The organism is Bacillus sp. ok061 (genome assembly GCF_900108285.1).
In the GTDB taxonomy this organism is placed as follows: Bacteria; Bacillota; Bacilli; order Bacillales; family Bacillaceae_G; genus Bacillus_A; species Bacillus_A thuringiensis_S.
In genome coordinates, this window is record NZ_FNUW01000004.1 from 164,264 (window position 1) to 187,856 (window position 23,593).

A 23,593-nucleotide genomic window follows, 5' to 3' on the forward strand; every position below is an offset into this window, starting at 1 on the left:
CTTTTTCTATTCTAGCATAAAACAAACGAGAAGTTAACCTTCTGGTTCAGTTTGATTCTGCGTAGTTCCTTGTGTTACAACACTTGTTTTATCCGCATTTCCCCCATCATATTTGACATTTTTAACTGCAAAATAAATAAGAAAATGTCCAGCACCTAAAATACATAATAAGTAAGGTAAACTTTTTCCAGGTGGAAAGAATAGTACAGCACATAAAAAACTTAAAATGGAACAGATTCTTCCGGCATTTAACCATAACTCCCGGACAACGACATATTCCACACGCCATTCTCTCGCATTTTTAGCTCTACCAATTACGTCATATGTCATTGACCCATATGGAACAAGTAAAATAGGATATGCAACGGCAATACATGCCGCATAAATAAGTAATTTCGTGTATGTAACATTGAAAATAACTAAAAAGACGACAGCATATAAAATAATGCCCCCAAGTAAAATTGCTTTTTTCCGCCACTCTTTCTTTAACATGCGAGCGACCAAGTAATAACATACAAAGGATACAGCAGAGTTCACTAAACTATATTTCCCTAATGCGAACTCACTATTAGTTGCTAAATAAACATATACTGAAATGACAAAAATAAACGTTCCTTCTCTCAATCCTTGGAAAAAATGAGCTCGTGTAATCTTCCCCCAATTTTTATCAACTCTTCGTTCTTTCAATACTTGCACAATTTCATAACGCCCTTCACATTCTCTTTTAGATAAAAAGAAACTTAAGACGACAGCAATTGCAAATAAAACTAATGAAAGAAAGAATATAACAGTATAACCACTCCATTTCTCCATGCGTGAAATTGTGTATCCTGCTGCTATTGGTCCAATCATCCCAGAGAAAGATGTAAGAAGTCCAAGAAATCCATTAAAGAAATCTCTTGTTTCTGGTTCTGTAATTTCAAATGTCAATAAGTTAAAAGCCAACCAGTAAAAACCGTATCCTACTCCTAAAAGAGCCCCCATTAATAAAATATACTGGGAAGCACTTTTTCCAGCCACTAAAACAACGATAAAAAAAATTGCGAGCGTTCCTACTCCTATTCGTAATAAAATCGAGCGATCGATACGTTTCGCTAATTTCCCCCCTACAAGAAATGTGAGAGGCTGTAATACAACGCTGGCCAAATTATACAAGCCAAGATTCACATAATTTTGTGTTTGCTTCCATAAATAAATATTTACAAACGTATTCGATAAAGAAATTGCGAGCGTGTATAAACCTCCTATAAGGAGCAATAACACTAAATCCCGATTCACTTCAACGTCACCAATTATATGTTTCCACTTCATACACAACTCTCCTTTACTTCATGTTCTAGTCTTCCAAAGACAAGCCCAATTATGTAAAAGGAAAGCATAGAAAAAAGCTAGGGGCTCTCCCCTAGCTTTTTCTATATTTATTACGATTATTTTGCTTCTTGGTAACGTTTTTCAGCAGCGTTCCAATCTACAACGTTCCAAAATGCGCCGATGTAGTCTGGACGACGGTTTTGGTAGTTTAAGTAGTAAGCGTGCTCCCAAACATCTAAACCGATAACTGGAGTTTTGCCTTCAGTTAAAGGAGAATCTTGGTTTGGAGTGCTTGTTACTTCTAACTCACCATTGTTTACTACTAACCAAGCCCAACCAGAACCGAAGCGAGTTGCGCCAGCTTTTGCGAATTCTTCTTTGAATGCATCGAAGCTACCGAATTTCGCTTCAATTGCAGTTGCAAGTTCACCTACAGGTTGTCCTCCGCCGTTTGGAGATAGGATTGTCCAGAAGAATGTATGGTTAGCATGTCCGCCACCATTGTTACGTACTGCTGTACGGATCGCTTCTGGTACTTCGTTTAAGTTTGCAACTAATTCTTCTACGCTTTTGTCAGCTAATTCTGCATGACCTTCTAAAGCAGCGTTTAAGTTTGTAATGTACGTGTTGTGATGTTTTGTATGATGGATGTTCATTGTTTCTTTGTCAAAGTGAGGCTCTAAAGCATCATACGCATAAGGTAAATTTGGTAATTCGTGTTTTGCCATTGTTATATTCCTCCCAGTTTATGTATTGCCACTTAAGTGACATACAACTTCATTCTACCCTAATTGCCATAGGGTGCAAACAAATAAATCACATTGTCTTGCTATCATTAAAGTAGCAAAATTCCCACTTCTTTTCAATTAAAATGCTCATATATTCCGTAAAAAAAGCTTCCTTCTACAAGGAAGCTTCCTGCTAACATAATAAACATGCGAAATGGATATGGACCCTGTAGGACTCGAACCTACGACCGGACGGTTATGAGCCGTCTGCTCTAACCAGCTGAGCTAAGGGTCCACAATTATGTATGTAACAACATATCAAATAAAGGAATTCCTATCGGATATGCCCTTTAAGAAAGGTAAGATAAATTTACCATATAGAAAAGAAAAGTGTCAATTGTATTTTTCTTATTTAAAAGAAGAAAGTTAATAAAAAGAAATTTAGTTATCTCCACTATATGTAAATATAATATATCTTGAGATTCTCTAGATTCCTACGTTACAATGATTTTATACATACATAAAGGAAGTGAATCTATGTCCATATTTACCCAATTCGTAAAAAGCATATACTCGCCTAAAGATATGGCGCTATTCCGTTTTCAAAAAATCGGTAAAACCATTTTGTATATTATGCTACTTTGCTTAATTACTACTATTCCAAGAACTTTTTTGTACGGTAGTTTTATCCAAGATGGTGTAGGCATGGTAAATCAAGTCATCGATAAAGATTTACCTGACTTTAAGATTGAAAATGGCGAACTAAAAGCCGATATTGATCAACCTATTGAAAAAGAAGACGGAAATGCACTTTTCGTATTTGATCCAAATTCAACAGACCTAGAAAAATATCAAAATAAAACAGGTTTATTTGTTTTAAAAGATAAAGTAGTCTCTATGGGAAATGGTCAAACACAAACGTATTCTTATAACGATTTGTTAGGTGCATCTCTTGAGAAAAAAGATCTACAAGAATTTATTTCTTTATTCGATAATATTTATCCAATTTTATTATTCGTTATCGGATTCTTAGTGTACCTATTCCAATTATTCATCACTTTTGTAGGCGTGACTTTACTTGCGTTCATCGGTTCTGCTATGAGCGGTCAACGTAAACTATCCTATAAACAAGTTTGGACACTAACTGCATACAGCTACACAATCCCAACCATTTTCTTCATGATTATGGATTTATTCAAAATCGTCGTACCTGGGGCAACGTTCATTTATATTGCAGTTGTTTTAATCGTTCTGTACTTAACGATTAAAGAAGTTCCAAAACCGAAAGAAAAATAAGAACGAAAAAAATGCCTAAATAGGCATTTTTTTTTTGGACAAGCATATATTCCTAGCAAAGGAGTGAAGAATATGAAGAGGTTAGGTATATTCCTATTCGTGCTTGTTCTCGGTTATGTATTTTATTACGATATAAAAATCGGTACTTTACCGATGTTAAGTTCATATAAAAAAACAACCGCTGCCCAAACGATTAAAAAAGAGAACGCAGACAACCAACAAAATAAAGAGAACAAAACAGAAAAAGAAACGGATGTATCTTATAAAACAATTGAAGTAAAAACTGGTGAGACAGTTCTTTCTATTACAGAACAAATTAACAAGAAAAAAATTCCTTCTATAGAAAAAGTCATTGACGACTTTAAACTATTAAACAAAAGTACATCTGCTACAAAAATACAAATTGGAAAGTCTTATAAATTCCCGTTATATCAATAAGCTATCACTTAATCCTTGTCAATTACATAAAGGCGCTGATACAATAGTAAAAGTGAAACCGAGCACTTCGGTTTCTATAGCCCTATATCACGTATACTATCATTGATATGAGGGACTAAATAAGAAACTTCTTTTATAAGGAGAGCGATCTATTCGTGAATGAAATGACTCATCGTACAAAAACACGTCCAGTTAAAGTCGGTAATTTAACAATCGGCGGTAATAATGAATTAATTATACAAAGTATGACAACAACAAAAACACATGATGTTGAAGCAACAGTTGCTGAAATCAAGCGTTTAGAAGAAGCCGGCTGTCAAGTCGTCCGCGTTGCCGTTCCAGATGAACGCGCAGCAGATGCTATTGCTGATATAAAAAAACAAATCAACATTCCACTTGTTGCTGATATTCATTTTGATTATCGCCTTGCTTTAAAAGCAATTGAAGGTGGCATCGATAAAGTACGTATCAATCCAGGTAATATTGGTCGTCGCCATAAAGTAGAAGCTGTTGTAAATGCAGCAAAAGAACGCGGTATTCCAATCCGTATTGGTGTAAACGCTGGTTCATTAGAGCGTCACATTTTAGAAAAGTACGGGTACCCAACTGCAGATGGTATGGTTGAGAGCGCGCTACATCATATTAAAATTTTAGAGGACTTAGATTTCCACGATATTATCGTATCTATGAAAGCCTCTGATGTTAACTTAGCAATCGAAGCATACGAGAAAGCTGCTCGTGCTTTTGATTATCCATTACATTTAGGTATTACAGAGTCTGGAACATTGTTTGCCGGAACTGTAAAAAGTGCCGCTGGTCTTGGAGCAATCTTAAATAAAGGCATCGGAAATACACTACGTATTTCATTAAGTGCTGATCCAGTTGAAGAAGTAAAAGTTGCTCGTGAACTATTAAAATCATTCGGTCTTGCGTCTAACGCAGCAACACTTATCTCTTGTCCAACTTGTGGTCGTATTGAAATCGATTTAATTAGCATTGCTAACGAAGTGGAAGAATACATCTCTACACTTCAAGTACCAATTAAAGTTGCAGTACTTGGTTGCGCTGTAAATGGCCCTGGTGAAGCTCGTGAAGCTGATATCGGTATTGCCGGTGCACGTGGAGAGGGATTATTATTCCGTAAAGGGCAAGTCGTTCGTAAAGTACCAGAAGAAACAATGGTAGAAGAACTGAAAAAAGAAATCGACGTAATTGCTGCTGAAATGGCTGCTGAACGAGAAAAAGAAAAAGAGACACAAGAACAATAAAAAGAAGGTTGCCACAATATTTGTGAGCAACCTTCTTTTCTACGTAAAAAAGCTCGTCAGTTATATAACCGACGAGCTTTTACTTTGCACATTTTGGACAACGGCCATATATTTCAAACTTATGACCCGTTACTTCATAACCAGTAAAATCTTTATTCATAAAATCCATTGGACAGGAAGTAATCTCTTTCGTCCCCCCACAATCCAAACAAATAAAATGATGATGATGTTCCATAATAGAACAAGTAAAACGAAAATGTTTTTCACCATTTAATTCCGTTTGTTCTAAAACACCAATCTCAGCAAAAACTGTTAAGTTACGATAAATCGTATCAAAACTAAGCCCTGGATAGTCGTCTTTCATATGCTCTAAAACGTCTTTCGCAGTTAAATAACGATTATGTGCTGCAAATAATCTGAGCATCTCTTCTCTTTTTCCAGTATGTTTGTATCCTTTTTCTTTCATTAGGCGTAAAGCTTCTGTTAGATTCATACCTATCCCTACTTTATGCAGTTTTTTTCTTCTTCCATAAAATCGCACCGATTAAAATAAGAACTGCTATCATAACAATTGTACCACCTGGTGCTAGATCAAGTTGATACGAAGCAAACATTCCACCAATAACTGCAATTTCACCAAATAAAATGGAAAAGAAAATTGTTTGTTTAAATCCTTTAGCAATACGAATACTCGCTGCAACTGGCAACGTCATTAATGATGATACGAGAAGAACCCCTACTACACGCATTGATACTGCAATGACAAGAGCAACTAATATAATGAAAATAAAGTGAATCCATTTCGCTCTTAAACCAGTTGATACTGCGTATTCCTCATCAAATGATAGTAGAAACAGCTCTTTATATAATAAAATAATTGTCGCAACAACAACAATTGCTACAATCCCAATAATAATTAAATCCGTACTTGTTACAGCACTAACACTACCAAATAAATAACTAAATAAGTCTGTGTTAAATCCATTTGCAAGTGAAATGAAAATAACTCCAACTCCCATCCCTGCCGAAAGGATAATCGGAATTGCTAATTCTTGATAGTGCTTATATACAGTTCTTAACTTTTCGATTAGTAGCGCTCCACCAATTGAAAAAATCATCCCCATATATAAGGGGTTTAAAAATCCACCTGTAAAAATGGTTTTTTCAAGTAATAAACTTGCTGCAATACCTGATAACGTCACGTGACTTAATGCATCCGCAATAAGAGATAAACGACGAATAACAACAAACACACCAATTAGCGGTGCAACAAGTCCAATTAAAATACCTGCGTATAAAGAATTACGTAAAAAGTCATATTGTAAAAAATCTTGTATCATTATATCCTCCCGTGATGCTCATGTTCGTGTTCTAAACGATGAACATGATGTCCATATAAGACGGACATTTCTGCATCTTCTAACTCTCGGAACTTCTCTACATTTCCATGGAAATGTAGATGTTGGTTTAGGCATGCAACATGTGTTACTTTTTCGGTAACAGCTCCCATATCATGAGTAACAAGAATTAATGTGATTCCCAACCTTTTGTTTAAATCCTCTAATATTTCGTAAAAACTTTCCACATTTTTTACATCGATTCCAACAGTAGGCTCGTCTAAAATAAGCAATTCAGGATCACTAACAAGCGCACGAGCAATAAATACACGCTGTTGCTGTCCACCAGAAAGCTCTCCAATGTTACGACCTTGAAACTCACTCATCCCTACATCAGCAATTGCTTTTTCTACCTTTTTCTTATCTTCTTTTGTGAAAAATCGAAAAAGCCCTTTTTTCGAAACAAGTCCCATTGACACAACTTCAGAAACAGTTGCTGGAAAACCAGAATTGAAACTATTTGCCTTTTGGGATACATAACCAACTTTGTTCCATTCCTTAAACTTCTTACTATCAACGCCAAACACGCGAATGCTTCCTTCTTTTGGCTTTAAAACGCCTAATAAACACTTAAGTAAAGTTGATTTACCTGAACCATTCGGTCCCACTAAACCTAAAAAAGCTCCCTTCGGAACTTGCAAATTAATATTTTCTAACACATTCCGATCTTCGTATCGGAATGTTAAACCTTCAATCTCTAATATATTATTCATAGCATCTCACCTATTTTAATTCAGAATGATTCCGATTTATATCTATTTGAATTATAGTACAGCTTATTATAGTTGTAAACCAATCTGCCTAAAATATATCTATTTTTTCAAGAAACCTTACTATTATAACAAAAAGCAGAGAAAAATTCTCTGCTTCGAAAAATATTCCTATAAATTTTTAGTGAATAGCCGATTTAAACTTACCACCATTTGTCTCTTGCGTGTTCATAATCGTAACAAACGCATTTTCATCAATTTCATGCACAATTGATTTTAACTTCGTCACTTCTAGACGCGTTACAACTGCATAAATAACTTCTTTTTCTTTATCCGTGTAACCACCTTTTGCTACCAGCTTTGTAGTTCCACGGCCAAGACGATGCAAAATCGCGTTTGATACTTCCTCATATTGATCAGATACAATTAAAACCGCCTTCGTTTCATCTAGCCCTTGAATTACTGTATCGATCGTTTTAAATGCGATATAGTACGTCATAACAGAATACATCGCTTGTTCCACACCAAACACAAATGCTGCCCATGCAAAAATAAATAAGTTCACAAACATTACGAATTCACCAACAGAGAACGGTAATTTCTTCGTTAATAAAATCCCCATAATTTCAGTTCCATCTAACGACCCACCATGACGAATTACAAGTCCTACACCAAGACCTAAAATAAGCCCACCAAACACTGTCGCTAAAATAGGTTCTGTTGTAAATGGTGGCACCGCATGTAACGTTGACTCAATGAAAGCTAACGCTACAATACCAAATGTCGAAGATAACATAAATGTTTTTCCAATTTGCTTATAACCCGAATACATAAATGGGATATTGAGAACAACGACTAAAGTAGAAAAACTTAACCACCAAATGTTAGGAGTAAGATAATCTAATATAAGAGAAATACCAATAATTCCACCATCAATAATTTTATTTGGCATTAAAAATAGTTCAATCGCTACCGCCGCGCATGCTGCTCCAAAAATAATCATAACTAAACGATAAATGAGATGAATAACACTTTCTTTTCGATGTTGCTTTTGCTCCATAGGTCCTCCCTTTACTCTTTTTCTGTAGTTTTGTCCTTATATTATAACATACGCTTCTTTTCCTCATGAAAAAAGAAACTCCATACGAATATGTACAAGCTATATGCTCATATATTTCGATAGAAGAACGCGTGAAGGAGGATAACAAGATGAACCTCATAAAACAAATTGTTAATAAAAAATTAAATCATATTTCTACAAAAGAGTTATTAAAATATAGCAAAGAATATGAAGTTTCTATTACGACTGCACAAGCTGACCAAATCGTTTTACTTATGAAAGGTAAAAATATTAATATTTACGATAACAACGAGCGACTAGAGCTCTTAAAACAGATTGCAAAAGTAACCTCTCCTGCCACTGCCCAACAAGTAAATACATTATTTCAGCAATTACTAAAATAAGGAGGGGAAATCCCCTCCTTATTGCGCTTTAATTTTTTCAAGAAGCCCTTCATCAAAAGTACCGTTTTTCAGCATTTCGATTTCCAATTTGTATGGTGGCTTCTTATCTTTTTTATCTTCCCCTACATACGGTGTTTCAAGAATTTTTGGTACATGCATTAACTGTGGATGATGTACAATATGATGCAACGCTTTATACCCAATATGACCAAATCCGATGTTTTCATGACGGTCTTTTCCTGCTCCGCATACATTTTTACTATCATTAATATGAAGTACTTGTAAACGATCTATACCAACGATCTTATCAAATTCGTTTAATACACCGTCAAAGTCATTTACAATATCATATCCTGCATCGTGCGTATGACACGTATCAAAGCATACAGATAGCTTTTCATTATATTTTACGCCATCAATGATCTTTGCAATTTCTTCAAAGCTACGACCACATTCTGTTCCTTTTCCTGCCATCGTCTCTAAGGCAATGTTAACCGTCTGTTCTGGCGTTAGTACTTCATTAAGCCCTTTAATAATTTGTTGAATACCAGCATCTGCTCCAGCACCAACGTGCGCTCCTGGGTGAAGAACAATTTGTTTCGCTACACCTAATGCCGATGTTCTTTCAATTTCCATACGAAGGAAGTCTACACCTAATTGGAATGTTTCTGGCTTTGTCGTATTCCCAACATTAATAATATACGGTGCATGGACGATAATCTCCTCAATTCCATTCAGCTCCATATGTTTTCTTCCTGCTTCTATGTTCAATTCTTCAATTGGTTTTCTTCGTGTATTTTGCGGTGCACCTGTATAAATCATAAACGTCGTTGCACCATATGAAACAGCCTCTTCACTTGCTGCTAATAACATTTTCTTACCACTCATGGAAACATGAGATCCAATCTTTAACATACAATCACCTCTTCAATATACAATAGATATAATGATAGCATAATTTGTAGAAATATGTAGTGAATTGTTTGTTCACAAAAGACGCACTACACAAATTTATTTGACTATTTAAACAGACTATACTCTTCATTTAAATTAGCGGGATTAAAAAAAGATAAGGGAAACCCCTTATCTTTTTTTATTGCTATATTTTCTCTTCACTTTGTCACGTTCTGTTGCAAGTTTACGTTTATAGTTTGGTTTTACTTTTTTCGGTTTTTTAATAACTTTCGTTGCCATAACATCAAGTTCGTCATTTGGTTTTTTACGGCTCTTACGACGACGACGCTCACCTAAATCCGCCCACTCATCTCCACGTAAATCTACATGTTTAAACTCGATATGACGTTGTTTTTCTAAGCTATCTAACGCTTCTTCGTTTGCTGGATCATAAATCGTCACTGCAATACCAGAATGCCCCGCACGTGCTGTTCTTCCAACGCGGTGAACGAAGAAATCTAAATCTGATGGTAGCTCATAGTTAATAACATGGCTAATCCCTTCAATATCAATACCACGTGCTGCTAAATCAGTCGCAACAATATATTGGAATTCAAGGTCACGAATTTGTTTCATCATTTTTTTTCGATCACGTGGTGATAAATCCCCGTGAATTCGTCCAACTTTTAAGCCGCGTTCCATTAATCCATCAGCAACTTGATCTGCCATCTTTTTCGTATTCGTGAAAACAACTGCTAAATACGGTTTAAATTGAAGTAGCATTTTATTCACTAAATCAATTTTATTACGATGTTTAGAAGGCACTAAATAGTGTTCAATGTTTCCAGCTGCAACTTGTTTTGGATTGATATGAATATGCTCTGGATTCTCCATATATTTCTTCAGAAACGGTTTTAGTTTTTGAGGAATTGTTGCAGAGAAAACTAGCATTTGCAAGTTTTTAGGCATACGTGCTGCAATTTTATCTACATCATGAATAAATCCCATATCAAGCATTAAGTCTGCTTCATCGACAATAATCGTATTTGCTTTATGAACAAATAATGCTTGTTCTTCAACTAAGTCTTTAATACGCCCTGGTGTCCCAACTACGATATGAGGTTGTTTTTTCAATTTTTCAATTGAACGTTGTTTATCAGTTCCACCAATTAAACAACGCGCTGTAATCATTTGATCTTCCGCACAGAATTTTGTTAATTTCACAATCTCTTCGTAAATTTGTTGTGCTAACTCACGAGTAGGTGCTGTAATAACAAGTTGTACTTCTTCACGGCTTGCATTAATTCTGTTTAATGTAGGAAGTAAGTATGCATGTGTTTTCCCAGAACCTGTTTGGGATTGCCCAATTACACTTACACCTTTTTTCACGACCGGGAAAATTTTCTGCTGAATTCCTGTCGGCTCTGTAAAGCGTAGTTCACGAACTGCATCTATTAAAAATGGTTTAAAATCATACTGTGTAAAAGTTTTTTGCGTCATAAGTTACACCTTCTTTCTAAAATTTCTACTGCGCGCACAAATCAGTCAAGTCTACATTATATCGAAATCTACAAGTAAAATCCATCTTTAGTTTAGGTTTTCACTTCAAAAACTAACCTTCTTCCCTTTTATTGCATATTGTATGTGTATATACCTAACTGAAGAAAGGAGGATTTCTCACATGTTTCCGAAATCCCCTACAAGGCAAATGTATCCGAATCAAGGACAACAACCTTATACACCATATCCCATTCCACAACTACCACCAATGGCGCAAAAAAAGAAAGGTTTTCTTGCTAAGCTTTTTAAAAAACACGATCCAACCGAGCCTTTTATGCAAATGGTTCCGCCTTACCGACAAATGGAAGGCCCGCCGATGATGCATCAGCAACCACCGCCGCAGCAATATCAACAGCAATATCAACAGCAATACCAGCAACAATATCCTCAGCAACATCCACAATATCAACCATACATGCAGCAACATCCTGAGCAAATGATACCGCCTCAAATGTATGAATCAAATGAAACGCGCGGCGGGGCAGCAACTACAGCTACAGCAAGCAGTGGCATCGGCAGTTTTTTTTCGAATTTAATTTCGAATCCAACTAATATGATAAATAACATCGAAAAAGTATCCCAAGTCGTTCAATCTGTAGGTCCTGTCGTCGAACAGTACGGTCCTATTATGCGTAGTCTACCAAGCATTGTTAAAATCCTCACCTCTGGAAAAAGTACGGAAGAAAATCAAACGGAAAATGTAACAGAGCCAGTTGAGGTAGAAAGTCCGCCTCCTACACCTCAAAAAAAGAAACGAAAACGAAAGAAAATAGTGATTGAACCTGTAATAGAAAAAGAGTTACCGAAAGAACCAGTTCAACAAACAGCAACAAAACCAAAACTATATGTGTAACAATCCTTTGTTTTCTATCCACTCCTCCTTTATAATGTAAAAGACTATGCACAAAAGTATCCCTTGTTTAGAAGGAGAGGATTACTCATATGAAAATTGTTAAAATTTCCCCTCGTGGTTATTGCTACGGTGTTGTCGATGCAATGGTAATTGCACGTAACGCCGCATTAGATAAATCATTGCCGAGACCCATTTATATTTTAGGTATGATTGTTCACAATAAACATGTTACAGACGCTTTTGAAGAAGATGGAATCATCACATTAGACGGTCCAAGTCGCTTAGAAATTTTAGATAAAATTGATTCTGGTACTGTTATTTTCACTGCACACGGTGTTTCTCCAGAAGTTAAACAACGCGCAAAAGAAAAAGGTTTAACAACAATCGATGCCACTTGTCCAGATGTTACCAAGACGCATGACCTTATCGAAGCTAAGAAAGCGGAAGGGTATCATGTCATTTATATCGGTAAAAAAAATCATCCAGAGCCAGAAGGCGCAGTCGGTATTGCACCTGACATTGTTCACCTTATCGAAAGAGCCGATGATTTAAAAACATTAGAAATCCCAACAGATAAAATTTTAGTAACGAATCAAACAACGATGAGTCAATGGGATGTTCAACATTTAATGGAGGACATTCAAAAAAAATTCCCAACAGCAGAATTCCATAAAGAAATTTGTTTAGCAACTCAAGTTCGCCAAGAAGCTGTCGCTAAACAAGCTGATGTTGCAGACTTAACAATTGTTGTTGGTGATCCGAAAAGTAACAATTCAAATCGCTTAGCACAAGTATCACAAGAAATCGCAGGTACAAAAGCATATCGAGTTGCTGATGTAAGCGAAATTCAATTAGAGTGGCTACAAGGTGTAGAAAACGTAGCTGTTACAGCAGGTGCTTCTACTCCAACTCCAATTACAAAAGAAGTTATCGCTTTCTTAGATCAATATGACCCAATGAATCCCGCTACATGGGAGAGAGTTCGAAAAGTACCGTTACAAAAAATATTACCTCGTGTAAAAGTGAAAAAAGAACAATAATAAAAACCGTTGCCTATATGAGCAACGGTTTTTATTTTTCTTATACAAATGTAAATGGATCTGTATGTAATTGCGAAGCATGAATGTGTACATTGAGTTTCTTTGCATCCACTTTTTCTTGTAATTGCTTTTGCACACCTTGCTTCATTACTTTTTCAACGTTATGTCCTGGGTCAACTATATTTAAACCGAGCATCATCGCATCATGAGCAACATGATAATACATGTCACCTGTTACATATACATCCGCTCCTTTAAATTTAGCTTGATTGATGTATTTGTTACCATCACCACCAAGTACAGCTACTTTACGCACTTTATCATCTAATTTCCCAACAACTCGTGCACCCTTTACATCTAATGATTGCTTTACATGTTCTGCAAACTGTCCAAGTGTCATTTCTTCTTTTAAGTATCCTATTTTCCCAAGCCCTAATGTTTCGCCTTTGTTATCAAGTGGATACACATCATACGCTACTTCTTCATATGGATGTGCCGTTACCATCGCTTTAATCACTTTTCGTTGTAGTGAAACTGGAATAATCGTTTCGATTCGCACTTCTTCTACGCGCTCTAACTGTCCAGTTTCCCCTACATAAGGATTTGTCCCCTCTTGAGGTACAAACGTACCTGTACCCTCGCTACTAAACGTACAGTGGCTATAATTGCCGATATGACCAGCACCTGCGTCTCCTAATGCTTTTCGTACTTCTTCTGCATGAGTTACTGGCACAAACACAACAACTTTTTTCATTTCTTCTGCATATGTCGGTGCCAAAACTTCTGTATTTTGCAACCCCAACGCCTCAGCAAGTAAATCATTTACCCCGCCCTTGGCAACATCCACATTTGTATGCGCTGCATAAATGGCAATATCATTTTTAATACACGTTTCAATAATTCTTCCGTACGCTTTATCTGTATGAATCGCTTTTAACGGATTAAAAATTAAAGGATGATGCGCGATAATGACATTCGCTCCTAATTGAATCGCTTCCTCCACAACTTCCTTCGTTACATCTAACGCAATCAATACGTGTTGTACAGATTTATTAAGCGCTCCAATCTGCAGACCAATTTTATCTCCTTCCATCGCCAAATGCTTCGGATACATACTTTCAAATAAAGAAATAATTTCATGGCCGTTTGGAATTTTACTCATGATAAAATCTCCCCTATCATTTTCATTTTCGCTTCTACTTCTGCACGTTTCGCTTTTGTTTCTTCAGAATTAGCCGCACGTTCTAACTGTTTTAAAATATTTTGGAAGTTTTTCAATTCCCCTTCCCATTTCTCACCAAAAGCTTCATTTTTCTCTTTTATTAGAAATGGCCCCATAAACAATCCCGCTTGTTTATTTTCCGAGTAAGGTGCTTCGACATTTCCTCGCTCTCCTACTAAAATCTCGTAAATTTTCCCATCTTCTTTTACGATTTTTTCATGGATAAGCTCCCAACCATTTTCAACAAACCATTCACGAATATGATGTGCTGCAATATTCGGCTGTAAAATTAAACGTGTTACACCTTCTAATTTTTCTTTACCACTTTCTAAAATGTCACGAATTAACGCTCCGCCCATTCCAGCAACCGTAATAACATCTACTTCTCCTGGCGCGATAACAGCTAATCCATTCCCTTTACGTACATCTACTTTATCTTGTAAGCCACTTTCAGCTACAGTTGCTTGTGCAGAACGAAATGGTCCATCTACAACTTCACCTGCAACTGCTTTTGTAGCAATATTATTTATAATTGTATAACACGGTAAATACGCATGATCCGATCCAATATCAGCAACTGTAGATCCTACTGGTATTTCACGCACAACTTCTTCTAATCGTTTTGAAAGCTTTACTTCATTCATGTATTTCCATTACTCCTTCTCTTGTCAGTCTGTCTCCATGATAATGAATTTATAGTAGTTGTTGCAAGCCCATAACAACAATTCACTTCTCTATCATTCATCGTATTTTAGAAAATATAGAAAAACAAGCCCTTTGCATAAGCAAAAGACTTGTCATACGGAACTTTATTTTTTCTTCGATAACCAATCAGCTACTTTAGTGGCTTGATCAGCTGGAACTATATTGGCAGGCATATTGCCCTTTCCTTTGGAAAGAATTTCTTTAATTTCATCCTTTGAAAGTTTCCCACCAATTTTTTGTAAGTTAGGTCCTACTGCCCCTTGTAACTGATCACCGTGGCAGCTCGTACAGCTTTGCTTCACAATATCCTCTGGTTTTGATGCTGTTTGTGCTGGCTTCCCGCCATTTTTTGCATCAGCTAACTCTTTAGATTTATTTAGCCCCTGAAATGAAAATACAAACATAACGATAATACCTAATGCTGCAATAAGAGCGAACGGAATCAGCGGATTACGTTTCATATCTCTTCTCCCCCCTCTATACCCCTAAATAGTTAGATGATTCAGTCATTTCCATTGTACTTGAAAACGCTCTATCAGAAAAGAGTAAACTACTACTTGTTAAAAATATTCCATAAATTCAGTTTATTGTTTTTTATTGTCATATAGCTTATTATTTCGATAATTATTAACGTTTCTCATCATATTTTTCGCTTTTCTACATATATTTTTGTATAGAATAAACAAAATTAATCGAAAAATCGAAAAATGAGCATTTGCAAATCAAAAGACAATTCTGTAAAATAAATTACAAGAAATTGTAATCGTTGTCGATAGCTAAATTTTAACAAAAATTAACAAAATAAAAAAGTTTACTTCACAAAGGTGAAGTAAACTTAAAAAATAACCTATTCTAAGAAATCCTTAAGACGCTTACTACGACTTGGATGTCTTAATTTGCGAAGTGCTTTTGCTTCAATTTGACGGATACGCTCTCTCGTTACGCCGAATACTTTCCCAACTTCTTCAAGCGTACGAGTTCGTCCATCATCTAAACCGAAACGAAGACGCAGAACATTTTCTTCACGATCTGTTAGTGTATCTAACACATCTTCTAATTGTTCTTTTAGCAATTCATAGGCTGCATGGTCCGCAGGCGATGTTGCTTCTTGGTCTTCAATAAAGTCACCTAAATGGGAGTCATCTTCTTCACCAATTGGTGTTTCAAGAGAAACTGGCTCCTGTGCAATTTTTAAGATTTCACGTACTTTTTCTGGAGCAAGATCCATTTCTTCACCAATCTCTTCAGGAGACGGTTCGCGACCTAAATCTTGTAATAATTGACGTTGTACACGAATTAACTTATTAATCGTTTCAACCATATGAACTGGAATACGAATTGTTCGCGCTTGGTCTGCAATGGCACGTGTAATAGCTTGGCGAATCCACCAAGTTGCATACGTACTAAATTTGAAACCTTTACGATAATCGAACTTTTCAACAGCTTTAATTAGACCCATATTACCTTCTTGAATTAAGTCTAAGAAAAGCATACCACGGCCTACGTAGCGCTTTGCAATACTTACTACAAGACGTAAGTTTGCTTCTGCAAGACGACGTTTCGCTTCTTCATCGCCTTCTTCAATACGCGTTGCAAGTCGAATTTCTTCTTCTGCAGATAGTAAGTCTACACGACCAATTTCTTTTAAATACATACGAACAGGATCGTTGATTTTAACCCCAGGTGGTACACTTAAATCATTGAGGTCAAACTCTTCTTCTGTCTTTGTAATTTGGCGATTATTAGGGCCTTCTTCGTTGTCATTATCACCAACTAAGTCAATGCCTTGTTCACCTAAATATTCATAGTATTCATCCATTTGATCGGATTCAATTTCAAATCCATTCATGCGTTCTGCAATCTCTTCATATGTAAGAACGCCACGTTTTTTTCCGAGCTCAGTGAGTTGTTCTTTCACTTGCTCAAGGGTCATTTCAGTTTCAATTTGTTTAGAACGAGCTGGTTTGTCAGCCATCTGTTCCCCTCCTTACGCGAGATACAAACATTCATTATACTAAAACTTTATCAAAAAAGCTATTTTCTCGCTTTTTGATTTTGTAAATATGCTACATAATATTTAGCAGCCTCTACAGGATCTGTTTTTTCCATTTGTTTCACTTTAAAGATGATCTCCATCTTTTCAAGTTTTTCCTGATGCCGTCTAAGCGTCTCCAAATGGCCTTGCAACACTTCTTCTGTGTATTCTGGATTAATAAATTCATCCGTCGAAATATCAGTGATAATATTTTTCAACTTTTCATCAGAGAGCCAACTTAAAAATGTTCCGACTGAAGGTTCATTTCCCTTTTCATAATATGCGTATAGTTCATATAAAATCCCTTTATGTTCTTCTGTATGAAAATCTTCTATATGGGATTCCATACGAACAGCTACTTCTGCACTTTGCAACATATGGTAAATAATTTCTCTTTCCGCTCTTTCAAAACCTGTTAACTTCGGTTTTGTTTGAACGACTTGAGACGGTTTAGCAACCTGCTTTATTTGTTTTTGCTGTACCTTTTGTTCTTTGCGATATTGGTGCAATTGATTCAAAAGTGTTTCCATTGAATACGAAAATTCTTGCGATAATGACTTCAAATATGACTCTGCCTGCATCGCATCTTGTAACAACGATAACTCTTTTAAAACACTTTTCACATATTCTTCTTTGCCAGACTCATCTTGCAAATTTTTCCCTAAACGCAAATAATTTATTTTAAAACCAACAAAACTCACACTTGATTTCACAAGATTTTCAAAAGCGGTAGTCCCATATTGTTGCACATATTCATCAGGATCAAGCTTATCTGGCAAGGATGTGACTTTCACTTGGCAACCAACTTTTAGCAATAATTGCCCTGCTTTCATCGTCGCTTCTCGCCCTGCTTTATCACCATCATAGCAAAGAACAACAGTTTCAACGTTACGTCGCAGAAGTTTTGCTTGTTCTTCAGTTAAAGCCGTTCCCATTGTCGCAACGGCTTCTTCCACGCCACTTTTTACCGCAGCTAGTACATCGGCATATCCTTCAAAAAGAACCACTTGCCCACGCTTTCTAATAAACGGTCTTGCTTGGTGGAAGTTATACAACAATTTACTTTTGTGAAAAATTGGCGTTTCCGGGCTATTTAAATATTTTGGAGTGTCATCTCCTAACGCCCTTCCACTAAACGCTATCACCTTACCTTGTAACGTATAGATCGGGAACATAACTCTTCCACGGAAGCGATCGTAATGACTACCATCCTTCTCACTTCTTATTAGAAGGCCAGCTTGTTCCATACTAGACAGCGATAAACCTCTTTTTTGTAAAATTTTCGTCGCTGCATCCCAAGCAGGTGATGCATAACCAATTTCAAACTTCTCAATCATCTCTTTCGTAATACCACGGTTTAATAAATATGAAAGTGCTTCATTTCCCTCTTCCGTATTTACTAATAAATGATGATAATACTTTTTCAATAATTCATGAGCTTGTTGCATGATGACAGTGTCATCAGATATGTCTTCTTGTTGTCCTTGCCCTGATGTGTACTCTGCAACCGCAATTCCATTTCTTTCGCCTAGCTTTTGAACAGCCTCGGTAAAAGCCAGTCCTTCCATTTTCATTAGAAATGAAAATACATTTCCACCTTCTCCACATCCGAAGCAATGAAAAATTTGCTTATCAGATGAAACAGAGAATGAAGGAGAATTCTCACCATGAAATGGACAAAGGCCGAAATAGTTACGCCCCTGTTTTCTAAGTTGAACGTATTCACCAATGACTTCTACAATATCGGATGATGTCCGAATCTGTTCAACAACTTCTTCGGGAATTCTGTTCCCCATAACTCCATCTCCGTGTCGTATTTTGTATTCGATATAAATTAAAAAATTCCTTTATAATTCGACAATATTTTTCTAAACTTGTTAGAAAGTGTTGCCGATTACATTGTATAAACGATTTTGAACCTTTCCTATAGGTCCTTTATCTGCATAAATCGCATATACATACTTGCTATATAAAATTGTATACATTTGCTCATCTGTTACAAATGTACCTCTTAGAAACAATACATATACACCTTTTTACAAGAAGAGTAGCAAGCCACATATACTGTTTGATCTTGAGATCTGTAGCTTTTTCATGGTGATCCATATAACAATCAACTCCATTTTGTTCAGTATCTACAAAGATCCAATTTCCTTGCTATTTCCTTAAAGGATGAGCATATGATGCGACAAACAAAATTCCGACATGAAATTCCGCTCCAACTTGCACAATTTCAGTCTTCACGGGACATGCATCTATACCAACTAATATGTTGTTGATGTTTTGCATATTTCTGTATTCTACATCCCTTCTGTGAATCCTTCCATAATGTGCGTTTTCTTGTATAGATTTTGTCGATTTAACGTAATTACATGTCTTTTTCGTAAATCCTATCCCTAGTTTATTCTGAAAAATTAAAGTCTAAACGTAAAATATAGGTTTTTATCACAATTTTTTATTATAATATATTTTCTTCAACTACGCTACATATCCCTTTATTTTTTCATCTTACATTTCAGGATGACAAACTTACACCTTGAATATACTAAAAGACAAAGGAGTATAAGTATAACCATTACACTACAATCTATTACAAAATCTATAGGTATCATATTTCACACGAGCGAAAAAAGCACATTCACCTTTGGTAAATGTGCTAAAACATTTTTTGGTTTTGCACTGCATTCACAATAATATTTGCTGTTTCTTCAATCGCTTTATTCGATACATCGATTACTTGGCAATTTATTTTACTAATTACTTCCTCAAAGTGATCAATTTCTTCTTGAATACGATTAATATTTGCATATGTTGCTCCATCACTTAATCCAAGTGATTTTAATCGTTCTTTTCGAATATGATTTAACTTATCTGGTGTAATTTTCAAACCGAAACATTTTTCTTTTGCCACTTGATATAGTTCTTCAGGTGGGTCAACTTCTGGTACGAGTGGTACATTCGCAACTTTCAAGCGTTTGTTATGAGCTAAATATTGAGAAAGTGGTGTTTTTGATGTACGCGAAACACCAATCAACACGATATCTGCTTTTAAAATACCTCGTGCATCTCTGCCGTCATCATACTTCACAGCAAACTCAATCGCTTCAATTTTTTTAAAGTATTCTTCATCTAACCTACGGACAACACCTGGCTCATACCTCGGCACTTGCCCCGTAATTTCTTCAATTTGATCAATAAGAGGGCCGATAATATCGTATGCCTCTACCCCTTCTCTTGCAGCCTCTGTTACTAAATACTGGCGCATATCAGGCTTAACTAACGTAAAACATATAAGTGCTTGATTACTCTTAGCAATCGAAATCACTTCTTTTAATGTCCCTGTATCTTCTACATACGGTACACGTCTAATATCAGGAGCAAACGGGAATTGCCCCATTGCTGCTCGAACAACCAAATCAGCCGTTTCCCCTACAGAGTCAGATACGACATATACGATTTTATTATCCATTACATTACCTCACTTTAAACAAATTACACTTATTCGTTATTTACTAAATTTACAAACGCACGTGTAATATTTGTTTTTGTAATTCGCCCAATCACTTCTAAACCTTGTTTCGTATCTTTTACAACTGGCATTGCATCAATCTGTCTTTCTATTAATTCCATCGCAATATCATATAAAGAATCCTCTCTACGACACATTGCAATGTTTGGCATCCTTGTCATGATAATATTAACCGGAAGAGAGGTTAAATCCTGCTTTCCTAAGCTCGCTCTTAATAAATCTTTACGAGACACAACACCAACTAATAGAGTCATCTGATCTACAACGAACAATGTACCAACGTCCTCTAAAAACATCGTACAAATTGCATCGTATACGGAAACATTTTTATCAATTACAACCGGTCTAGATTGATAATCTTGTACTTTAATTTTCTTAACAGCTTCAGATAATAGCTGCCCCCCAGTTTTACCCGTATAAAAATAACCTACGCGTGGACGTGCTTCTAAATAACCAGCCATCGTTAAAATTGCTAAGTCTGGTCTTAGCGTCGCACGTGTTAGACCCAATTGCGCTGCAATTGATTCCCCTGTAATAGGACCGTGATCTTTTACAATCTGAATGATATGTTCTTGTCGTTTATTCAGCTCTATGATAATCACCACCTTTAATGCACAACGAAAAAAGTTATACTATCTCTTAAATATTATATACTAAATATGCTATTCGAAAAAGAAAGTATGTAAAAAGGACCGTATACGGCCCAAAATTATATTTGAAACTTATCAAGTTGTTCTAAAAAACGTCTTGATTTCAAATAAATTCCGCAATATTCATCATAATATGTATTCAATACTAAACGCATTTGTTTTTTTGTGCTATCCTTTACCGATACATTTCCGAGCCTATGTAAATCGAAATGGAAGAAAAGACGTAATAATTTATGAACAGCTTCTCCTACCGGTATACGATATGGGTCTTGCTCTGCATGACGTGAGCACAGAAAACCGCCTTCCCTGACGGAGAAGGCGACAAAGTCTGTTTCTTGATGACAAATCGCACATGTATCAAAGTACGGGCGCATCCCTAATACCGGAAGCATTTTCGTTTGATAAATTAATGATAATACTTCTGGATCAACACCCTCACACATATAATGCAACGTTTGATATAACATTTCAAATAAATACGGATTATGTTTTTTATCTTCTGTTGCTTTATCAGTTAACTCAACAATAAATGATGCATAAGCAGTTAAAAATATATCCTCGCGAATTTCTTTCATAGTTGAAATAATCTCGCCTTGTTGCAATGTTCCAAGCCCAGATCCCATTTGAATAAGAAACTGGCCATGTATCATTAATTGCGACACAGATGCTAATCGGCTTTTCGGTTTTTTTGCCCCTCTTGCCATTGCACTTACCTTACCAAGTTCTCTTGAGAATATTGTAACAATCTTGTTCGTTTCTCCGTAATCTGTCGTACGGATAACGATGCCCTCAACTTTTTGAAACATGTTCGTCACCATCCAAGGTTTGAACAAAACGGGTCAAGAAATTGGAGAGTCTAGATGCGCTAGCTCCTCTTCATGTTGATCCATCTCATCGTTTACGTCTTTTTCCATTTCTTTCAAAAGCAAGTACGTTTCAATGCTTCCTGTTTTGGAGAAAAACTTCCAGGTAAAATCTAGCATAAGAATCCACCTTTCTCAATAAGCGTAGCCTATAAACCAATTTCCTTTGTTGTTATTAAATTGACCCATTTTGTCCATTTTCATGTGAGAAAAATTTTTCCTAATTTATCAAAGTTCATAAAAACCAATAATCAGTGGATGAACCAACCATCCACTGATTATAGCTTGACTCTATTTTAGTACTCATCCTCGCGGAAACCTAGGTCACGAAGCTGAGACATTTTATTACGCCAATCTTTTTGCACTTTTACCCATACTTCTAAAAATACTTTAGAACCAAGTAGCGCTTCAATATCAAAACGAGCTCGCTTACCAACTTCTTTTAACATTTTCCCTTGTTTTCCGATGATGATTCCTTTTTGTGATGCACGTTCAACAACAATCGTTGCATTTATATAAACTGCACCGCCCTCACGCTTTTGAATCGCATCGATAACAACAGCCACAGAATGTGGCACTTCTTCACGTGTTAAATGTAGTACTTTCTCACGAATAAGCTCTGCAATAATAAATCTCTCCGGATGATCCGTTACTTGATTATCTGGATAGTATTGTGGTCCTTCTGGTAAATACTTTTTAATTGTTCCAATTAAAGCGTCCACATTATTACCGTCTAACGCAGAAATTGGTACAATCTCTGCAAACTCATGTAGTTTACGATATTGATCAATTAACTCTAGTAATTGCTCTGGATGAAGTTGGTCAATTTTATTAATTACTAAAAATACTGGTTGTTTCGTTTCTTTTAATTTCTCAATGATGAATTCCTCACCACGACCAAATCCTTCAACTGCATTGACCATAAACAGAACAATATCAACTTCTTTCAATGTCGTTTGAGCCATCTTTACCATGAAGTCGCCTAATTTATGTTTAGGTTTATGTATTCCTGGTGTATCAATGAAAATAACTTGTGAATCATTTTCTGTATATACACCTTGAATTTTATTACGAGTCGTTTGTGGCTTATCACTCATAATAGCAATTTTCTGGCCGATAATACGGTTTAAAAATGTAGATTTTCCAACATTCGGTCTGCCAATAATAGAGACAAAACCTGATTTATAACCTTTTCTATTCATGTAAATCCTCCGCTAAAAATGCTCCTGGTAACAATTCTCCGACTGTCGTCTCTTGAACGTCACCATGTAAATTTGATAAGTATACTTTCGTATCCTGTTTACATAATTCTACCATAACTTGTCGACATGCTCCACAAGGAGGTACTGGGCGCTTTGTATCTGCTACAACCGCAATGGCTACAAATTCTTTATCTCCTTCAGAAACCGCCTTAAATAAAGCTGTTCTTTCAGCACAATTACATAAGCCATATGATGCATTCTCAACATTACATCCACGATATACTTTTCCATCGCGCGTTAATAATGCTGCACCTACTTGAAATTTAGAATATGGTACGTACGCTTGTTTACGCGCTTCGATTGCTTCTAGAATTAATTGTTTACTATTCATATTCCCGCATCCTTCCTGTTCACAGCTATGAAGAGAT

General features: G+C 36.1%; 26 protein-coding genes and 1 tRNA gene. 6 read left to right on the forward strand and 21 right to left on the reverse strand.

The annotated features are described in order from the left end of the window. Positions 1-33: 33 nt before the first annotated feature. The 3 genes from C4S65_RS07785 to C4S65_RS07795 all read right to left on the reverse strand — a co-directional run bounded on the left by C4S65_RS07785 (position 34) and on the right by C4S65_RS07795 (position 2,334). Positions 34-1,311, reverse strand: a complete 1,278-nt coding sequence (locus C4S65_RS07785; protein ID WP_000871389.1) for an MFS transporter — start codon at positions 1,309-1,311, stop codon at positions 34-36. Between the two features lie 116 nt (positions 1,312-1,427). Continuing rightward, a complete protein-coding gene (gene sodA, locus C4S65_RS07790; protein ID WP_001052031.1) occupies positions 1,428-2,039 on the reverse strand; it encodes a superoxide dismutase [Mn] in 612 nt (203 codons plus the stop codon). 221 nt (positions 2,040-2,260) lie between these two features. Next, positions 2,261-2,334 (reverse strand) — tRNA-Ile (locus tag C4S65_RS07795). A 242-nt stretch (positions 2,335-2,576) separates the two neighbouring features. Here C4S65_RS07795 and yqgB point away from each other — a divergent pair. From yqgB to ispG, 3 genes are all read left to right on the forward strand, one after another. After that, on the forward strand, positions 2,577-3,335 hold the full coding sequence (yqgB, locus tag C4S65_RS07800; RefSeq protein ID WP_000021892.1) for a protein YqgB: 759 nt from the start codon (positions 2,577-2,579) through the stop codon (positions 3,333-3,335). A gap of 72 nt (positions 3,336-3,407) precedes the next feature. Continuing rightward, positions 3,408-3,773, forward strand: coding sequence for a protein YqfZ (yqfZ, locus tag C4S65_RS07805; protein ID WP_000825420.1), 366 nt, complete (start codon positions 3,408-3,410; stop codon positions 3,771-3,773). 164 nt (positions 3,774-3,937) lie between these two features. Next, complete coding sequence (gene ispG / locus C4S65_RS07810) at positions 3,938-5,041, forward strand: flavodoxin-dependent (E)-4-hydroxy-3-methylbut-2-enyl-diphosphate synthase (RefSeq protein WP_153577907.1); 1,104 nt, start codon at positions 3,938-3,940, stop codon at positions 5,039-5,041. Positions 5,042-5,120: 79 nt separating this feature from the next. Here ispG and C4S65_RS07815 read toward each other — a convergent pair whose 3' ends face one another. The 4 genes from C4S65_RS07815 to C4S65_RS07830 form a co-directional block, all read right to left on the reverse strand. Further along, on the reverse strand, positions 5,121-5,534 hold the full coding sequence (locus C4S65_RS07815) for a Fur family transcriptional regulator (protein ID WP_001054516.1): 414 nt from the start codon (positions 5,532-5,534) through the stop codon (positions 5,121-5,123). 13 nt (positions 5,535-5,547) lie between these two features. After that, positions 5,548-6,381, reverse strand: a complete 834-nt coding sequence (locus C4S65_RS07820) for a metal ABC transporter permease (RefSeq protein ID WP_000613815.1) — start codon at positions 6,379-6,381, stop codon at positions 5,548-5,550. Then, entirely contained in the window at positions 6,381-7,151 is a 771-nt protein-coding gene (locus C4S65_RS07825; RefSeq protein WP_001059662.1) for a metal ABC transporter ATP-binding protein, read from the reverse strand. The genes C4S65_RS07820 and C4S65_RS07825 overlap by 1 nt, the downstream gene beginning before the upstream one ends. A 178-nt stretch (positions 7,152-7,329) precedes the next feature. Further along, positions 7,330-8,208 carry a YitT family protein gene (locus tag C4S65_RS07830; protein WP_000435962.1) on the reverse strand — a complete coding sequence of 293 codons (879 nt, stop codon included), beginning with the start codon at positions 8,206-8,208 and terminating at the stop codon, positions 7,330-7,332. Positions 8,209-8,357: 149 nt separating this feature from the next. Between C4S65_RS07830 and C4S65_RS07835 the strand changes: the two genes are divergently transcribed. Beyond that, positions 8,358-8,612: a DUF2624 domain-containing protein gene (locus tag C4S65_RS07835; protein ID WP_001048958.1), complete on the forward strand. Its 255-nt coding sequence runs from the start codon at positions 8,358-8,360 to the stop codon at positions 8,610-8,612. 18 nt (positions 8,613-8,630) lie between these two features. Here the strand turns inward: C4S65_RS07835 and C4S65_RS07840 are convergent, their stop codons facing one another. Together C4S65_RS07840 and C4S65_RS07845 are read right to left on the reverse strand one after the other, a co-directional pair. Further along, entirely contained in the window at positions 8,631-9,527 is an 897-nt protein-coding gene (locus C4S65_RS07840; protein ID WP_000912457.1) for a deoxyribonuclease IV, read from the reverse strand. A gap of 168 nt (positions 9,528-9,695) precedes the next feature. Further along, the gene (locus tag C4S65_RS07845) at positions 9,696-11,006 is read right to left on the reverse strand and encodes a DEAD/DEAH box helicase (RefSeq protein ID WP_000192443.1); all 1,311 of its coding nucleotides are present in this window, start codon (positions 11,004-11,006) and stop codon (positions 9,696-9,698) included. 181 nt (positions 11,007-11,187) lie between these two features. Here C4S65_RS07845 and C4S65_RS07850 point away from each other — a divergent pair, with 181 nt between their 5' ends. Next, a complete protein-coding gene (locus tag C4S65_RS07850; protein ID WP_086407245.1) occupies positions 11,188-11,919 on the forward strand; it encodes a YqfQ family protein in 732 nt (243 codons plus the stop codon). Positions 11,920-12,008: 89 nt separating this feature from the next. Further along, positions 12,009-12,959, forward strand: coding sequence for a 4-hydroxy-3-methylbut-2-enyl diphosphate reductase (locus tag C4S65_RS07855; protein WP_000706658.1), 951 nt, complete (start codon positions 12,009-12,011; stop codon positions 12,957-12,959). A 40-nt stretch (positions 12,960-12,999) separates the two neighbouring features. Here the strand turns inward: C4S65_RS07855 and C4S65_RS07860 are convergent, their stop codons facing one another. The 12 genes from C4S65_RS07860 to C4S65_RS07920 form a co-directional block, all read right to left on the reverse strand. After that, on the reverse strand, positions 13,000-14,121 hold the full coding sequence (locus C4S65_RS07860; RefSeq protein ID WP_000036249.1) for a Nif3-like dinuclear metal center hexameric protein: 1,122 nt from the start codon (positions 14,119-14,121) through the stop codon (positions 13,000-13,002). Then, positions 14,118-14,825 (reverse strand): tRNA (adenine(22)-N(1))-methyltransferase TrmK, encoded by a 708-nt coding sequence (locus C4S65_RS07865; protein WP_001006546.1) that lies wholly within the window; start codon positions 14,823-14,825, stop codon positions 14,118-14,120. The genes C4S65_RS07860 and C4S65_RS07865 overlap by 4 nt, the downstream gene beginning before the upstream one ends. Positions 14,826-14,990: 165 nt before the next feature. After that, positions 14,991-15,347 (reverse strand): cytochrome c550, encoded by a 357-nt coding sequence (gene cccA, locus C4S65_RS07870; RefSeq protein ID WP_000828142.1) that lies wholly within the window; start codon positions 15,345-15,347, stop codon positions 14,991-14,993. Positions 15,348-15,733: 386 nt separating this feature from the next. After that, entirely contained in the window at positions 15,734-16,861 is a 1,128-nt protein-coding gene (gene rpoD, locus C4S65_RS07875) for an RNA polymerase sigma factor RpoD (RefSeq protein ID WP_000764066.1), read from the reverse strand. A gap of 59 nt (positions 16,862-16,920) precedes the next feature. Next, positions 16,921-18,717 carry a DNA primase gene (gene dnaG, locus C4S65_RS07880; RefSeq protein WP_000528221.1) on the reverse strand — a complete coding sequence of 599 codons (1,797 nt, stop codon included), beginning with the start codon at positions 18,715-18,717 and terminating at the stop codon, positions 16,921-16,923. An 81-nt stretch (positions 18,718-18,798) separates the two neighbouring features. Continuing rightward, positions 18,799-18,942: a hypothetical protein gene (locus C4S65_RS34320; protein WP_000479748.1), complete on the reverse strand. Its 144-nt coding sequence runs from the start codon at positions 18,940-18,942 to the stop codon at positions 18,799-18,801. 635 nt (positions 18,943-19,577) lie between these two features. Then, the gene (locus C4S65_RS07895; protein ID WP_000368949.1) at positions 19,578-20,390 is read right to left on the reverse strand and encodes a pyruvate, water dikinase regulatory protein; all 813 of its coding nucleotides are present in this window, start codon (positions 20,388-20,390) and stop codon (positions 19,578-19,580) included. Between the two features lie 29 nt (positions 20,391-20,419). Continuing rightward, on the reverse strand, positions 20,420-21,052 hold the full coding sequence (locus C4S65_RS07900) for a helix-turn-helix transcriptional regulator (protein WP_000583756.1): 633 nt from the start codon (positions 21,050-21,052) through the stop codon (positions 20,420-20,422). A 107-nt stretch (positions 21,053-21,159) separates the two neighbouring features. Further along, entirely contained in the window at positions 21,160-21,906 is a 747-nt protein-coding gene (recO, locus tag C4S65_RS07905; RefSeq protein WP_103945178.1) for a DNA repair protein RecO, read from the reverse strand. Positions 21,907-21,939: 33 nt separating this feature from the next. After that, on the reverse strand, positions 21,940-22,083 hold the full coding sequence (locus C4S65_RS07910) for a YqzL family protein (RefSeq protein ID WP_000883924.1): 144 nt from the start codon (positions 22,081-22,083) through the stop codon (positions 21,940-21,942). A gap of 176 nt (positions 22,084-22,259) precedes the next feature. Continuing rightward, positions 22,260-23,165, reverse strand: coding sequence for a GTPase Era (era, locus tag C4S65_RS07915; protein ID WP_001080237.1), 906 nt, complete (start codon positions 23,163-23,165; stop codon positions 22,260-22,262). Continuing rightward, on the reverse strand, positions 23,158-23,556 hold the full coding sequence (locus C4S65_RS07920; RefSeq protein WP_001086281.1) for a cytidine deaminase: 399 nt from the start codon (positions 23,554-23,556) through the stop codon (positions 23,158-23,160). Before C4S65_RS07920 ends, era begins: the two co-directional genes overlap by 8 nt. Between the last annotated feature and the right edge of the window lie 37 nt (positions 23,557-23,593).